The sequence below is a fragment of the Aureibacillus halotolerans genome (assembly GCF_004363045.1).
Taxonomy (GTDB): domain Bacteria; phylum Bacillota; class Bacilli; order Bacillales; family DSM-28697; genus Aureibacillus; species Aureibacillus halotolerans.
Window position 1 is genome coordinate 98,909 of sequence record NZ_SNYJ01000009.1, and the last position, 14,815, is coordinate 113,723.

At 44.9% G+C, this 14,815-nt stretch carries 14 protein-coding genes; 1 reads left to right on the top strand and 13 read right to left on the bottom strand.

Annotated elements, in window-relative coordinates; genetic code table 11:
* Window positions 1-2 precede the first annotated feature (2 nt).
* The 7 genes from EV213_RS11975 to EV213_RS12005 all read right to left on the bottom strand — a co-directional run bounded on the left by EV213_RS11975 (window position 3) and on the right by EV213_RS12005 (window position 7,079).
* A complete protein-coding gene (locus EV213_RS11975; protein WP_133580782.1) occupies window positions 3-536 on the bottom strand; it encodes a F0F1 ATP synthase subunit delta in 534 nt (177 codons plus the stop codon).
* Window positions 533-1,024 (bottom strand): F0F1 ATP synthase subunit B, encoded by a 492-nt coding sequence (gene atpF, locus EV213_RS11980; RefSeq protein ID WP_133580846.1) that lies wholly within the window; start codon window positions 1,022-1,024, stop codon window positions 533-535. The genes EV213_RS11975 and atpF overlap by 4 nt, the downstream gene beginning before the upstream one ends.
* Before the next feature lie 197 nt (window positions 1,025-1,221).
* A complete protein-coding gene (gene atpE / locus EV213_RS11985; RefSeq protein ID WP_133580783.1) occupies window positions 1,222-1,434 on the bottom strand; it encodes a F0F1 ATP synthase subunit C in 213 nt (70 codons plus the stop codon).
* A gap of 54 nt (window positions 1,435-1,488) precedes the next feature.
* The gene (gene atpB, locus EV213_RS11990) at window positions 1,489-2,232 is read right to left on the bottom strand and encodes a F0F1 ATP synthase subunit A (protein WP_133580784.1); all 744 of its coding nucleotides are present in this window, start codon (window positions 2,230-2,232) and stop codon (window positions 1,489-1,491) included.
* 6 nt (window positions 2,233-2,238) lie between these two features.
* Window positions 2,239-2,625: an ATP synthase subunit I gene (locus tag EV213_RS11995; protein WP_133580785.1), complete on the bottom strand. Its 387-nt coding sequence runs from the start codon at window positions 2,623-2,625 to the stop codon at window positions 2,239-2,241.
* 379 nt (window positions 2,626-3,004) lie between these two features.
* A complete protein-coding gene (locus tag EV213_RS12000) occupies window positions 3,005-5,209 on the bottom strand; it encodes a S8 family serine peptidase (protein WP_133580786.1) in 2,205 nt (734 codons plus the stop codon).
* Window positions 5,210-6,587: 1,378 nt separating this feature from the next.
* Window positions 6,588-7,079 (bottom strand): MerR family transcriptional regulator, encoded by a 492-nt coding sequence (locus tag EV213_RS12005; RefSeq protein ID WP_133580787.1) that lies wholly within the window; start codon window positions 7,077-7,079, stop codon window positions 6,588-6,590.
* 131 nt (window positions 7,080-7,210) lie between these two features.
* Here EV213_RS12005 and EV213_RS12010 point away from each other — a divergent pair, with 131 nt between their 5' ends.
* On the top strand, window positions 7,211-8,074 hold the full coding sequence (locus EV213_RS12010) for an SDR family NAD(P)-dependent oxidoreductase (RefSeq protein ID WP_133580788.1): 864 nt from the start codon (window positions 7,211-7,213) through the stop codon (window positions 8,072-8,074).
* A 246-nt stretch (window positions 8,075-8,320) separates the two neighbouring features.
* Here the strand turns inward: EV213_RS12010 and wecB are convergent, their stop codons facing one another.
* The 6 genes from wecB to EV213_RS12040 form a co-directional block, all read right to left on the bottom strand.
* Window positions 8,321-9,469: a non-hydrolyzing UDP-N-acetylglucosamine 2-epimerase gene (gene wecB / locus EV213_RS12015; RefSeq protein WP_133580789.1), complete on the bottom strand. Its 1,149-nt coding sequence runs from the start codon at window positions 9,467-9,469 to the stop codon at window positions 8,321-8,323.
* A 20-nt stretch (window positions 9,470-9,489) separates the two neighbouring features.
* Complete coding sequence (upp, locus tag EV213_RS12020; RefSeq protein WP_133580790.1) at window positions 9,490-10,119, bottom strand: uracil phosphoribosyltransferase; 630 nt, start codon at window positions 10,117-10,119, stop codon at window positions 9,490-9,492.
* Window positions 10,120-10,257: 138 nt separating this feature from the next.
* Entirely contained in the window at window positions 10,258-11,505 is a 1,248-nt protein-coding gene (locus EV213_RS12025) for a serine hydroxymethyltransferase (RefSeq protein WP_133580791.1), read from the bottom strand.
* Window positions 11,506-11,723: 218 nt separating this feature from the next.
* Complete coding sequence (locus tag EV213_RS12030; RefSeq protein ID WP_133580792.1) at window positions 11,724-12,266, bottom strand: TIGR01440 family protein; 543 nt, start codon at window positions 12,264-12,266, stop codon at window positions 11,724-11,726.
* 4 nt (window positions 12,267-12,270) lie between these two features.
* On the bottom strand, window positions 12,271-12,846 hold the full coding sequence (locus tag EV213_RS12035) for a low molecular weight protein arginine phosphatase (RefSeq protein WP_133580793.1): 576 nt from the start codon (window positions 12,844-12,846) through the stop codon (window positions 12,271-12,273).
* A gap of 303 nt (window positions 12,847-13,149) precedes the next feature.
* Window positions 13,150-13,704 carry a manganese efflux pump MntP gene (locus tag EV213_RS12040; protein ID WP_243740078.1) on the bottom strand — a complete coding sequence of 185 codons (555 nt, stop codon included), beginning with the start codon at window positions 13,702-13,704 and terminating at the stop codon, window positions 13,150-13,152.
* Between the last annotated feature and the right edge of the window lie 1,111 nt (window positions 13,705-14,815).

Sequence of the window (14,815 nt, forward strand, 5' to 3'; positions counted from 1 at the left end):
TCTCATTTTGCAACGAGCTGGCGCTCAATTTTTTCAAGCTTGCGACTTACACTTCCGTCATAGATACGATTGCCGATTCGAACACGAATTCCCGCAATTAATGTCGGGTCAATGGTATTGCTAAGGCGCAGTGATGATTTGCCTGCTTTTGCGGCAAACACTTGTGCAACCTGATTTTTTTCAGTCTCTGACAGTGCTCTGACACTGTAAACCGTAGCCTCAGCTACATTCAAAAAGACATCTGCTTCATGCGTAAAAGCGGCCTGTAAATGCGGAATGTCTGCTGTTCTTTGGCGATCTACCATAAGTTTAAGCGTCTGTAAAACGTCCGGCGAAAGCGTTTTGAACCCGTCATCTAAAAGACGTTTTTTCTCCGTCTTCGATACATTTGGATGCAGAAAAAAAGAGCGAATTGAACGGTCATTTTGAAAGACGTTCTCAACTACCGTTAAATCCTCACGGAAGCTTTCAATCGCTTGCTTTTCTTTTGCAATCTCAAACAATGCGGATGCATAGCGAGCGGCAACTACAGTCATCGCTGATCGCCTGCCTCTTTAATGTAATCCTCAATTAATTTCTCTTGATCTGCTGCATTCAATTCTTTCTCGATCACCTTAGAAGCAATGAGAACGGACAACGATGCAACTTGTTCACGTACAGATACCAATGCCTGCTCACGCTCATTCTGAATGTCACGAATAGCTGCTTCGCGCAAGCGCTCCGCCTCATCCTGTGCTGCTTTTAGAATGTCCGATTGACGATCCTCGCCCATCTTTTTCGCATTTTCAAGAATAGCCTGAGCTTCTTTACGAGCTGCTTCAAGCGTTTCCTGTTGCTGCTTCAAAAAGCTTTCAGCTTCTTTTCGGCTTGTTTCAGCGGAGTCAATTTCATTCGCTACGAAGGTCTCACGATCCTTCATCACTTTAATCAATGGCTTCAATGCAAACTTTTTCAGCAACAAGAGAAGAAGAGCAAAAGCTAAAAGCTGAACAAAAATGTCTCCAATGGCAAGACCCGACGCCATCAAGACGTTTGGTGCGAAGTGATTCACCGTCTTCACTCCTTTCGAAATAGTGTGTATAAACGTAAAGTCATGGTTTTACTAAGTGGTTATTGAAAAAAAGCTTGGCTTTCACCAAGTGTGGAAAGATCTCTTTATACAAGAGAAGAGGCGAAGATCCTTTGCGGAGTCCGCAGCGAACTTCGCCTCACGCACTTATATTAAGAGCCCATTACGATAAACGCGATAACTACCGCGATGATTGGAATCGCCTCAACCAAGGCAACACCGATAAACATTGTTGTTTGAAGTGGACCTTTCAATTCCGGTTGACGAGCAATTCCCTCGACTGTACGACTAACGATCATTCCGTTACCAAAACCTGCACCTAGTGCGGCAAGACCAACGGCAATAGCAGCTGCTAAAGCTCCCATGTGTTCATTCCTCCCTTGAAATTATAAAAAATGTGTATAACTTTCATTTATAAGTTAATGGTCATGACTCACTTTGTGAGCCATATACACCATTGACAACATAACAAAGATAAAGGCTTGGATACTACCAATAAAGATACTAAATGCTTGCCATACCATCATCGGTATGATTGAAGCAACGGTTCCTAATACGCCTGGCAAAACGCCATTCAAATAGCCGTCTGTGCCTAGTCCAACGAGCAAGGCCAATAAAATCTCCCCTGCGTAAATGTTCCCAAAAAGACGAAGTCCTAACGTCAATGTGTTGGAAAATTCCTCAATAATTTTAAGCGGGAACAGCCACCACTGTGGTCGTCCGTAATCTTTGACGTACTCCGTTGTCCCTTTAAGCTTCACACCATAATAATGCGTCATCGCGACCACCATCACAGCGAGCGTTAATGCAATCACCGGATCGGCTGTTGGTGATTTCCACCACAGTGCGTGATCCACAACAATGGCAAATGGGAGCCCAATCATGTTACTAACAAATATGTACAAGAGCAACGTCGTGGAGAAGATTAAAAAGCGTCCGCCTGTTTTCCAGTCCATATTGCTGTTGATGATTCCTCTTACGAAGTCTACTACCCACTCCATAAAATTTTGCATGCCCGTTGGCTTTTGTTCGAGCCGACGCGTCGCTAAAAGACATAAGAGGAATACAATGACCGACGACACAATGATCATCAACACATTGGACGGGTTAAATGTAATCAGTCCATCAAATAGCGACCATGATTCCGGGGCAACATGATCCACAGTAAATCACCTCTCTTCCTGGGTTTTCCTAAGAATGGTTTGTAAGAATGCATCTATCATAATGACTAAATATGGTGTCATTAATCCTATCACTACAGCGTGCAAATGAAGAAATTGTTCAAATTCAATCGCCAGCAATGTGGCGAAGATAGCTGTCGCAAAGCGTGAAGCTGTGCCTAATGATTTTACTGATCTGCCTTGAACGATGGCCGTACCAAATTGCTTAATTTTTCTAGCGAGTAGCCAGTGATTAAACATGCCTAGCACCGTGCCTAACTTCAAACCAAGGAAAAATTCCTGTAGCTCAGAAAATCCCCAACCAACAACAAAAAGCGCCAATGCGAATAAAAGAAGTTGCGTTTGTCGCCTATACGCGCGACTTATGTCATGCATGGACTTGTCCCCTAATAGCTTATTTTCCCGAATCCTATTTACTATTGCAATGAATCGTTTAGAGGAGATTGCTTTCGACGTTATGTGCAAATAAGGAGCGAGTTTCATCATTCTTTGCATCGTTAACGTGAAAGTCGTAAGAAATGTATAATTACACATTAAAATGAATCTAATGAGGCAAGGCTTGAGGGCAAAAAAAGAGAGGGTAACTGCGTTATACTAGCCGAAGTGTCGATGTATAAATGGCAAGCAGCACCGCGTGCAAACCCTTTTGAAAACCTTGTCATTCACATCCTTTGTTAGCATACAATAGGGCTAGTATTGTGTCAATGGCTGCCCTCACAAAAAAGCGTCAAAATTATGAACGGACCGTCACATTTCACGGTCCGTTCTGCTCCATGTCGATCATCGTTTCAAACGTGTGTTGCTCACCGTTTTGTCTTGCATAAACAAGGGCACGATATATCCGCTGTCCAGTCAATTTATGCTCAGGCAGTGTTCCACGGAAGACACCGCGTTGAACACGTCGTTGAATGTCAAGAACACGAATAAAATCAAAGGTCACAGGATCATACAAAAGGATGCCCATTTCCTCCGCCCCTTCAGGCAGATAGACCTCATAATCATACGTTTCTTTTTCATCACCAGGCATCATCTCAAAGCCCATAATTCGTGGAAAGTCAACATTTTTCCAGACGTATAGGAAAGGAACATTCACCACCGACTCATCTGACACAACCTCCAAGGTTCCTTCGTGCAGTCCTTTTTTGGCTTTGTCCACAGTGAGTTGAATGCCAACCTGTTTTTTATGCCCTGCCGGAATGGTTACTGGTGCCGGTAACCTCCATGTAATTCCTTTTTCTCGTGGTGCTTTTATAAAATACGTCTTCGTCTCTTTGGATAAGTTTTCGATCACAATGCTTGTTTTTTTCGTGCGCTCATTATCCAATTGGCCGAACGACAAGGAAGAAGGATAAACGAGTGAATGGATCTTTTGTGCTTTATTCACTTGAATTCGTCCTGCCCCTTGAATATGGGCTGGATAGGGATCGCCATATTGATTCACCAGTTGTTTCGCAGAGTTCATCAATGCTGCCTTTACCTGTATAGGCGACCAATCCGGATGCTGCTCTAGCAACACTGCGGCTGCGCCCGCAACATGAGGAGCCGCCATACTCGTCCCTTGCATGGCGCGGTAGCCACCAGGAACCGTTGATTGAATATCAACTCCTGGTGCAACGACATCCGGCTTAACCGCCCACGTATGTGTCACGGGACCACGGGAGCTAAAGGGAGCCATTTGATCCATTGCTTGAATATATTCGGTTTTAAGAGTGGTTTGTCCACGGTTAATTCGTCGAAGCAAACGTTGCCCATCTTCTCTCGCAAGCGAAGCCACAGGGATGTTAAGTTTCATCCCAGGATCGACTCCTCCTTGAAACTGGCCTTTTCCGTTGTTGTAAATAAGGACAGCTACGGCTCCAGCATTTTGCGCATTGTATGCCTTTTCCGTGAAGGGGATGCGTCCGCGTTTTATGAGCGCGACTTTCCCTTTTACATCAGTCATATCATCTTTGCGACCATACCCAGCCACCGTTGCCTCTTCCTTTCCTGATAGCACCCAGTTCGGTGCACCGTCCATAGGAAGGATAGACAATGGGTCCCCATTCACTGAGGGCATCAACAGGACAGGAAGTTTTAGCTTTGGAAACGAGGCACCAACCGAAATGGCACCTCCAGACGTTCCTGGCGACCCCACCGACCAAAGCCCTGGCCCCGTGTTTCCACTGGACGTCACTGCAACTACACCTTTTTCAACTGCAGCATCAAGCGCTTCACTCGTTGGCCAATCTGGTCCGTTCACCGTATTGCCGAGGGAAAGATTGATGACGTCCATGCCATCCTCCACCGCTTTTTCAATCGCAGCGAGGACTTGATCTGTCGTTCCCATGCCTTGTGGGCCAAGAGCACGATAGCCATACAGCTCAGCGCCAGGAGCAACACCTTGCATATCGCCATTCGCTCCAATAATTCCAGCCACATGCGTGCCATGAAATGTCAATGTCGCTTTGCCTTGAACTGTTTCCATAGGATCCTTGTCCTGATCAATAAAATCGTAGCCTCCACGGAAATTTCCTTTTAAATCTGGGTGAGTGTAGTCAATGCCCGTGTCGATAACACCAACCTTCACGCCCTTGCCCGTATATTGACTCCGGTGATGCTGGCGCTGGTCCGGGTCACCATAAATAAGCGGAACACTACCTGCCAGTGCCATTTGATAATTCTGGACTGGTGACTGCGCTGTCACTTCAGTGCCTTCGCCGATACGGTTTAGGTCCTTTGGCATCCCTTTTACAGCAACGCCATTCCAGACAGTATCGTACACATGCGAGACTTCAATCTCAGGAAAACGCTGTTGAATCGTCGTCGAGAAAGCCTCTGCATCTCCTGCGACTTTAAAAAGCCTTACAGTCCGTGCCTCCTTCTCCGCCTGTACCGTTAGCCCAAAAAAAGGATGGCTCGCCAGCAGTGTCACACTGATCAACAGCCATACACAAAAACCCTTCATTATCCATTTCATCATTTCTCATCACCTTCTTCTCCTTAAGCTGTGTCATTCCGAAAGAAATAACCAAAGAAAAAGTTGGTTGAGAGGAAACATGTATCATCCGGCGCGCTGGATTGGGCTAAAAATGTTAAAAGCAAGCGGTTAATTATTGCTGTTACGAAAAGAACTAGTGCCCCATCAGGTAACGTAGATCTTATTTTATTCAGGATGAGTTATAGGTCTTGTTTTCGCACAAATGAACAGCTGGAAAACACTCTCTATAGACAAACGGCTATACGTTCGCTTTCCACCCTAAAGAGTACAAGTGCAACATCGATTCGAAAGGACTTCGTCGTGTTTTCATTGCCGTAGGAGTCTCGCTAGTTACCGTTTTTGGTTATTGTAAAGAACGAATCAAATGAGACCGACCTTTTATAGTTTCACTTCATTCCTTTCCCAAACGACATTCGTGTAAATTGAAACATTGCACTTGGTTGCCACACGGCTTTTACCCTCTATACGAGACCAAGCCACAATAAACAATGTACGCAGAAACAAACATCAGCGTAGTCAACATACGTAGACTCTAGTGGGATCAGCGCGAGCTGAAGATCCCCTCGGAAAGCCTGCTTTCCGAGGAAGCTGAAGCCGTGCCCCACAGTAAAGAAAACACGATGAGGTACTCGCGAATCGATGTTGACCTTATACCCTTTAGGGTGCAAGCGAAGTATGTTGACGGAGCGATCGTCATTCCCGTGCATCCTAGCGCATCCTCAACTCGAAAAAACCTCGTCATGACTTCTTAGTCGTGGAGTCTCGCTAGTCGTCGCTTTTGGTTTATGATAAAGGGCGAATCAAATGAGACCGACCTTTTATAGTTTCACTTCATTCCTTTACCAAACGACTTTCGTGTAAATTGAAACATTGTACTTGGTTGCAACACGGCTTTTTACCCTCTATACAAGACCAAGCCACAATAAACAATGTACGCAGAAACAAACATCAGCGTAGCCAACATACGTAGACTCTAGTGGGATCAGCGCGAGCTGAAGATCCCCTCGGAAAGCCTGCTTTCCGATGAAGCTGAAGCCGTTCCCCACAGAAAGCGAAGTATGTTGACGGAGCGATCCATAAAGACCTCGTCGTGTTTTCTTTGCTGCTGGAGTCTCACTAGTAGCCGTTTTTGGTTTATGATACAGAACCAATGATATGAGATAGACCTTGTTGATTCAATTTCGACCATAACCAACTAAGTAGTGGAAAGGGCGCTAGCCTACCTTCTCCGAAAACGAAATAAACCCCACAACGTCTACACGCTGGAGGATTGTATTTCGTGACTTTTGCTGTTAATAACGAGGACGCGAAGCATGGATGAAAGTTATTCTCTAAAAGAAGGCTTATTCGTTTGTTTTATCTATTTCAAAACGGACGATCTTACCTCCGAAAAATAACTCATCTCCAAGGAGGACGCATGCTTTGATTTCAAAGACACTTTTTTCTGACTCTTCTCCTCATTCTTGTGGTTGTTGGAGAAGCTTTTGCGAAAAGACCCTTCTTCTAATTTCATATCGATAAAATCGAGAATTTGTTGCAAAGAAGCCATCTGACCAGCAATCTTTTCCCGATGGTCTTGTACCTGTTTCATCAGCTCAGGATATTGTTCCAGAGAATCTGAATTGGAAATCGCCAAGAAAGGGCGCATCTGTTCCAGAGACATCCCAGTTTTTTTCAAACAAGATATCAGTTCGATCATCTGGAGATCCTTTTGAGAGTAAATCCGGTGGCCGTTCCTCTTTCGTTCAGCCTTAGGAAGGAGTTCAATCTTTTCATAATATCGAATTGTATCTGTTGAAATAGCAGTTCTCTCAGCAATTTGTTTTATTGTAAACATTTGCTTCTCGTTCATCGCTTGCCTCCTAATTGTATTGACTTAAGCTCGTTGGAATTCAAGACGATCTTTCTTCTTGACTTGAAGTCGACTCCAAGATATACACTACGAACGATTCACTAAAACCCACTCACAGGAGGCGTCAATTAATGAGTATAGAACAGCCATCACGCATTGCAATGATTACAGGTGCAAACAGCGGGATTGGATTGGAATTAACCCTGCAATTGTTAGCAAAGGGCTGGCAAGTCGTTACGTTGAACCGTTCTGACTTTCCTTTAGGTAGCTCGGCTATTCAAAAAGCCATCGCGTCTGGCAGACTTCGGAATTATAAAGTGAGGGACCTTACTGATTATACCAGTTTGCATGAGGCTTTAGGGGAAATCAAGAGCAAAGAACAACATATTGATGTACTGTTTAATAATGCTGGAGGAAGCTTTGATGATTTAGAGTCCTCTAAACAAGGGCGTGAGCTGCATTATGAACTAATGGCTGTCGTTCCATATATTATCGTGATGGAAATGATGTCGTTGTTAAAAACGGGTCACATAAAAACGGTTATAAACACTTCATCTTCAGTTATAGTAATCCCCAGTGAAGTAAGCATTGCTACTCTTGAGCACCCAACGAAATTCCGCAAGCTGTTTGGCCCCTATGCATCGTCCAAGCTGGCCCTTACACTATGGACCTATGCGGTTGCACCACAGCTCGCCAAAGATCAGATCAACATTCGAAGCGTCGACCCCGGAGGAAATAACACATTAAAAAAAGGGAAGAAATCCGGATTGCCCCTCCCTATCGAATGGCTTCAGAGATTTGTTTTCCCTAAACCAACACACGGAGCTAAACAGTTATACGAGGGAGCTTTTGAAACACATCTTAATGAATCAGGTGTGTTTATCTCAAAGGGAAAGATTTCAAAAATAAAGTTTATTGATCAGGCACCGGAACTATTAGAAAGAATGCACACGCTATACACCAATGAATTTCTACCTCTCAAAAAAAGGGTCTAAGTCAAATGTTGGGGTTGGCGCGAATACGCCTGCCCCTTTTAACCCTAGTACCTCCGTAATATACTGCACAAAACACACAACTCCTATCGCACGCTTGGTTTTGGTCGACTTAAATGTACGAGATTCCGGAGCTTGCGTGTTTTTTTGTGCAAATTGTGCCTATACCCCAACAAATAGTATAGAACCCCAAAAAACTACCCAGTAGTCTCTGTATGACTTCTGGGCAGTTGTAAAATATGAGCATTATTATTTTTTAGGCACGAATGCCGGTGGGCGTTCCTCTAACTTGTTGAAATGATATAGGATCGCTTCAACAATTCGGCGAGAGGCTTGTCCATCACCGTAAGGATTCGCCGCACGTGCCATTAGTTGATGGGCACTGTCATTGGTTAGTAATGCGGTTGCCTGATCGTACACAACTTGTTCATCTGTACCGACCAGTTTTAGCGTTCCTGCTTCAATGCCTTCTGGGCGTTCTGTCGTGTCGCGCAGCACAAGTACTGGCACGCCTAATGAAGGGGCTTCTTCCTGAACGCCGCCAGAATCCGTCAAAATGAGGTGTGCTCGGGAAGCGAGATTGTGAAAATCAATAACCCCTAACGGTTCAATTAAGTGTATGCGAGGATGATCCCCAAGTTCTTTATTGGCAATCTCCTGAACAGCTGGATTTAAGTGAACCGGATAAACGACTTGCACATCTTCTTGTTCATCCGCAATTCTGCGCACTGCTCTAAAGATATTGTGCATCGGTTGACCGATATTCTCTCTGCGGTGTGCCGTCATGAGAACGAGTCTGTCATTGCCTAGCTTCTCTAGAACGCTATGTGCATAATCGCTTTGAACGGTTGTAGACAGCGCATCAATAGCGGTGTTTCCAGTAATAAAGATATGTTCATTCGCTTTGTTTTCCTGGCGAAGGTTTCTTGCCGCTTTTTCAGTCGGAGCAAAATGCAAGTCCGCGAGCACTCCTGTAAGCTGCCGGTTCATTTCTTCAGGAAATGGAGAAAACTTGTTCCACGTCCGTAAACCCGCCTCCACATGACCGACCGCTACTTGATTATAAAATGCTGCCAAGCTCGCAATAAAGGTTGTTGTTGTATCGCCATGCACGAGCACGACGTCGGGCTTCACATCTTTCATGATGCCATCCAAGCCCTCAAGACCTCTTGTCGTGACTTCGGTTAGCGTTTGACGAGCCTTCATAATGTTTAAGTCATAGTCAGGTTTCACATCAAATACATCGAGCACTTGATCGAGCATTTCACGATGCTGCGCTGTTACAGTAACAATCGATTCAATTTCGTCGTACTTTTCTAGCTCCAGCACTAGTGGCGCCATCTTTACTGCCTCGGGGCGTGTACCAAAAATCGTCATGACACGAAGTTTTTCAGTCAAAGTAACGTTCTCTCCCTTCGTTATTTTGTTCCGAACAAGCGGTCGCCTGCGTCACCCAATCCAGGAATAATATAGCCTTTTTCGTTCAAGCGTTCATCCTGCGCGGCTAAATAAATGTCGACGTCTGGATGTTCTTTTGTAACAAGCTCAACGCCTTCTGGAGCAGCAATAATACAAATTAAGCGGATATTTTTCGCTCCACGCTTCTTCAAGGAATGAATCGCTTCGACAGCCGATCCACCTGTTGCCAACATCGGGTCAACGACAAGCAATTCACGCTCCTCAATATCCGACGGGAGCTTCACATAGTATTCGACCGGCTGTAATGTTTCCGGATCACGATACAGTCCTACATGACCGACACGGGCCGTCGGAATCAGTTGTTTAATGCCATCAACCATTCCAAGACCTGCGCGCAAAATAGGAATGATGCCAAGCTTTTTCCCTTCTAGCACCTTAGCTTTTGCTGTCGCTACCGGGGTTTCTACCGTTGTATCCATCAAGGGCAAATCGCGGGTAATTTCATATGCCATTAGCCCAGCCACTTCATCAATGAGCTCCCGAAACTCCTTTGTTCCTGTTTCTTTGTTACGAATGTACGTTAGTTTATGTTGAATGAGCGGGTGGTCGAATACATATACTTTTCCCATGCTCTCTCCCCTTTCGTCAATTGGCTCTAATCCTTAGAGAATTGTACAGAAAAAGCCTTGATAGATCAAGCACTTAACTGGTCAGTTAGCGGCATAGAAAAAAGGATTGGCATGAACCAATCCCATTTCTACGCATTATTACCCAAGTGACGGGTACATCGGAAACTTAGAAGTAAGCTTAGCTACGCGCTCAGCTGCTTCTTTTTTTGCTTCCTCTGAATCTACATTTTTCAAGACAAGGGCAATGATGGCAGCCACTTCACGGATGTGCTCTTCTTTAAAGCCGCGAGTCGTAACCGCTGCTGTTCCTAAACGAACACCACTTGTGACAAATGGTTTTTCTGGGTCAAACGGAATGGCGTTTTTGTTGCAAGTGACGCCTACCTCATCAAGGGCATGCTCGGCTACTTTCCCGGTGATGCCAAGGGTTTGCAAGTCAAGAAGGACAAGATGGTTGTCTGTCCCACCAGAGACAATTTGAACGCCTTCTTCTATTAACGTCTCCGCAAGCACAACCGCATTTTTAATCACTTGTTTAGAGTACGTTTTAAACTCATCTTGAAGGACTTCTCCAAAAGAGACGGCCTTGGCAGCGATGACGTGCATAAGTGGTCCACCTTGAATGCCAGGAAAAATCGATTTGTCGATCTTTTTGCCATCTTCTTCACTGCACAAAATCATCCCACCACGAGGACCGCGCAATGTTTTATGCGTTGTTGTCGTTACGAAATGCGCATGACCAACTGGCGTCGGGTGATCGCCTGTCGCAACCAAGCCTGCAATATGAGCCATGTCAACCATGAGGTATGCCCCAACTTCATCCGCAATCTCACGGAATTTCGCAAAGTCGATTGTGCGAGGGTATGCGCTCGCCCCTGCAACAATCATTTTCGGCTTATGCGTCAACGCTTTTTGACGAACATCTTCATAATCAATCGTTTGATTTTCCTTCGTCACACCATAATCAACGAAATCAAATTCTTTTCCGCTGAAGTTGACTGGGCTTCCGTGTGTCAAATGCCCGCCATGGCTAAGATTCATACCGAGAACTTTATCGCCATGCTCTAAAAAGGCATAATAGACGGCCATATTCGCTTGTGCGCCTGAATGCGCTTGGACGTTTACATACTCCGCGCCGAAAATTTGTTTGGCGCGATCTCGAGCTAAATCCTCAACGATATCGACATATTCACAGCCTCCATAATACCTTTTCCCAGGGTATCCTTCAGCATATTTGTTCGTTAAGACAGAGCCTTGTGCTTCCATGACAGCTTGTGACACAAAATTTTCTGAAGCAATGAGCTCAATTTTGTCTCGTTGTCTTCCAAGTTCCTTTTGAATGGCTTCAAAAACGTCCCGATCTTGATCACGCAGTGTAGAATCCATGGAATATCCCTCTTTTCAAAAAATTGTCTAAGTGCATGTGTCATTCGGCAAATGATTGATTTCTGTTGTACAAATGTAGAACATTCGCTTACATTGTACCTCATTCAATTTCTTTTTGTAATAAAATCCGTACGATTTTTAATTTTTTTTGATTTTTATTCGTTTTCTTATCGTTGAAAACGATTTATGAGGCTAAAAAAAGAAGAATCCTATACAACTTACTCCTGTACGTAGACCGCACGTTCGCCACCAATTCGCTTTAAACGTGTGGTCGCCAAAACAATTGGCGCTTCTCCAATACGCAAAATTGTGCTACGAAGTGGTACTGCCACGGGCTTTAAGTGCATGCCGATGAGCGTTTGTCCAATATCAATGCCACCGTCTGCTTGAATGTTTTCGACGACAACAGGGTCTGCAAACTGACGATAGGCATGTGCTGCCATGGCCCCTCCAGCTTTGGCTACCGGAATCACAAACACCGGATTGTAGCCTCGGCGTTGTGCAGCTTCACGTTCTAGGACAAGGGCACGATTTAAATGTTCACAAGATTGAAAGGCCAGCTGCAATTGATGCTGACGCGACCAGTTGTTCAGCTGGGCATATAGCGCTTGAGCTACATCTGCACTGCCACTGGAGCCAATATGTTGCCCTGACACTTCACTCGTGCTGCAGCCCACAACAATCAGGCTGTCCTTTGAAAATTGAGCCACTGACATAAATTCATCAAGAGCCGTTGATAGCTCTGAATACAGCTCATTCATCTGATCAACTCCCTCCGTCATCTGCTTCAAGACGCTTAAAAAGACGATCTAATAGGTCTGAAACCTCTGAAAACGTCTGTTCATACGCTGCTGAACTCCCACCAAACGGATCGACAATGTCCATATCTCCGAGCGATTGAATGGCCTGTTCCAACGTCTCAATGTCTTGCTGCGTGTGCTTAGTTGGCGTGTTTCCGAGAGCAATCTGCATCGCCTGTTCAGCCTTTAGAGCATCTAGCTGCTTCCAGAGATCTAATCCAAGGACATATTCCTTCAATGTAAAGCACCGATCAGCGACATGTGGGTGCGACATGACAATGACGGATTTATGAGTCATTTCCATTGTCAAAATAAGATCTGCCCATGCAAGCACGTCCTGCGACACGGGTGCTGACGCATGGTTTATCGACACGCCGCTTGATGCCAGGACAGCTGCTGTTTTTTGGTTTGCCGGGGCACCAGGTGCTGCGGATATGCCTGCGGATTTTGCGACCATCCCATTCGGTGCCTGTGCATTAAATATCGCCTCTGCCATAGGACTCCGACACGTATTTCCCGTACACACAAACAAAACCTTCATGTTTTCACCGTTCCTACCCACTTTTTTTCATATCATAAAGCCAAATCTGAGGCAACGCAAGTAAACAAGCGTAACACATTCCAAAATAAGGATTGCATTTCGTTGCAGAGTGGACGGTTCTCTCGGTGAGAAATCAGTCATCTCCAATCCAGAGAGATAAGACGCATATGTACTAAAATGTCCATTGGAGGATGATCGCCAGGAGATTCGACGGTAGTAAAAAATGAAAAGCCGCCCAAAAAGTCACAACGATGACTTTTTAGACAGCCCCTACCGTTCTCCAAATCAAAATACTTCTGTATGTTACGCAACAAATTTGAGACCAAATACAATAAGAACGACGCCACCGAGCACTTGACTGTATGGCCCTAACCACGCACTCAGCCGATGCCCTAACCATAATCCGAACCACGTCAAACAAGCACTGAATAATCCCATCAATGTAATGCTTAAGAAAACATGTGCACCCGATATGCCTAGTGAAAGACCAACTGAAAAGCTGTCGACACTTACCCCAAAGCAAAACGCGAAGAGAGCAAGTCCACGAGGTGCCTTCTTATATCCATTATGCTTTGAAAGTGACTGAATGGCCATTTGAATCCCTAGCAAAAGCAGGACAACGCCTGCAATAATTGAAGCCCCGCGACCTAAATGGACAGACATTACTTGTCCGATCCAGATCCCTGCCAATGGCATCCCCATATGAAAAACACCAATGAGCAAAGGAATGGAGACCATTTGACTTCTCCGTAGCTTTAACGTTCCTAAACCGATCGACACCGAAAAAGCGTCCATACTTAATGCGACAGACAGCAAACAAAGCGATACCAGCTCTGCAACCATCAAGGATGGCTCCATAATTTTCCCCCTTGAGCAATACTAGTCCAATGTATGCTTCAGAAGAGAAAAGTAGACCCTTGATTAGGGCTCCTGAGATTGGAACAAAATGGCCGATACGGTTTCCTTTTTCTCAGTAACTTTCACACCTTACATTTGGCAGACACTTTGAGATTTAGTGGGAAAACTGAAATTCATTGTTGGCTTTGCTTTTTATACAGCTGCCATACGCTCGCTTTCCGCGGGCGAACTGCGAGCCTCCTCGATCGCTTGCACGCTCTGTGGGGTCTCGCTTAGCTCGCTTTTCCCGCTGGAGTCTCGCTAGTGGCTGCTTTTAATGATGCACTTGTTTTTTATGCTATGACATGAATTAAAAAGGATTCATCTCGTTATTTGGAGCTTAGAGATTCGCTTAGTTACTAAAAAGCGATCCTTTAGAAAATAAAGGATCGTGAACTTTGACACTTTTATATTTTCTAAATACAGCAGGCGTTGTCTTGAAGAGGTTCATTTTTCTATGTCACCTCGCGTCCACTCAAGCATAGCCAGCGTTGATGTAACTTTGCATGAAACGATGCACTTCCTTGTCTTGTTCACAAAAGCAACACGCCTTAACACGCTTTTTTTCCGTTATACGAGACCGAGACAAAAAAACCATTTACGCAGAAACAACCATCAGCGTAGTCAACATACGTAGACTCCTGCGGGAACAGCGCGAGCTGAAGATCCCGCAGGAAAGCTTGCTTTCCGAGGAAGCTGAAGCCGTGCCCGCGGAAAGCGAAGTATTTTGACGAAGTGGTCGAAAGGACCTCATCTTGTTTTCTTTTCACCCTACGGGTACAAGCGCAACATCGATTCGAAAGTACCGCATCGTGTTTTCTTTGCCGCTGGAGTCTCGCTAATGGCAGCTTTTAATGATGCACTCATTTTTCATGGTGTTACATAAATTGTAAATTGTCTCAGTAAGAAAAACAGGAACGGTTCATGTTCTCATTTGGCAAAGAAACGTCGTGGGGCTAGAAAGTAATTTGAACGGTCACACCACATTAAAAAACAAAGGCTATCCTCAAAAGTCATGTCTATGACTTTTGGGACAGCCCCTGTTTTTTGCTCTACTGTTATCGTATCCTGT

Bases quoted from the DNA above. Each gene is read 5' to 3' on its own strand.
- EV213_RS11975 (WP_133580782.1), bottom strand. From the start codon at position 536: ATGACTGTAGTTGCCGCTCGCTATGCATCCGCATTGTTTGAGATTGCA.
- upp (WP_133580790.1), bottom strand. From the start codon at position 10,119: ATGGGAAAAGTATATGTATTCGACCACCCGCTCATTCAACATAAACTA.
- EV213_RS12005 (WP_133580787.1), bottom strand. From the start codon at position 7,079: ATGAACGAGAAGCAAATGTTTACAATAAAACAAATTGCTGAGAGAACT.
- EV213_RS12030 (WP_133580792.1), bottom strand. From the start codon at position 12,266: ATGAATGAGCTGTATTCAGAGCTATCAACGGCTCTTGATGAATTTATG.
- EV213_RS12040 (WP_243740078.1), bottom strand. From the start codon at position 13,704: ATGGAGCCATCCTTGATGGTTGCAGAGCTGGTATCGCTTTGTTTGCTG.
- EV213_RS11995 (WP_133580785.1), bottom strand. From the start codon at position 2,625: ATGCATGACATAAGTCGCGCGTATAGGCGACAAACGCAACTTCTTTTA.
- atpF (WP_133580846.1), bottom strand. From the start codon at position 1,024: ATGGCGTCGGGTCTTGCCATTGGAGACATTTTTGTTCAGCTTTTAGCT.
- EV213_RS12025 (WP_133580791.1), bottom strand. From the start codon at position 11,505: ATGGATTCTACACTGCGTGATCAAGATCGGGACGTTTTTGAAGCCATT.
- EV213_RS12010 (WP_133580788.1), top strand. From the start codon at position 7,211: ATGAGTATAGAACAGCCATCACGCATTGCAATGATTACAGGTGCAAAC.
- atpE (WP_133580783.1), bottom strand. From the start codon at position 1,434: ATGGGAGCTTTAGCAGCTGCTATTGCCGTTGGTCTTGCCGCACTAGGT.
- EV213_RS12035 (WP_133580793.1), bottom strand. From the start codon at position 12,846: ATGAAGGTTTTGTTTGTGTGTACGGGAAATACGTGTCGGAGTCCTATG.
- EV213_RS12000 (WP_133580786.1), bottom strand. From the start codon at position 5,209: ATGATGAAATGGATAATGAAGGGTTTTTGTGTATGGCTGTTGATCAGT.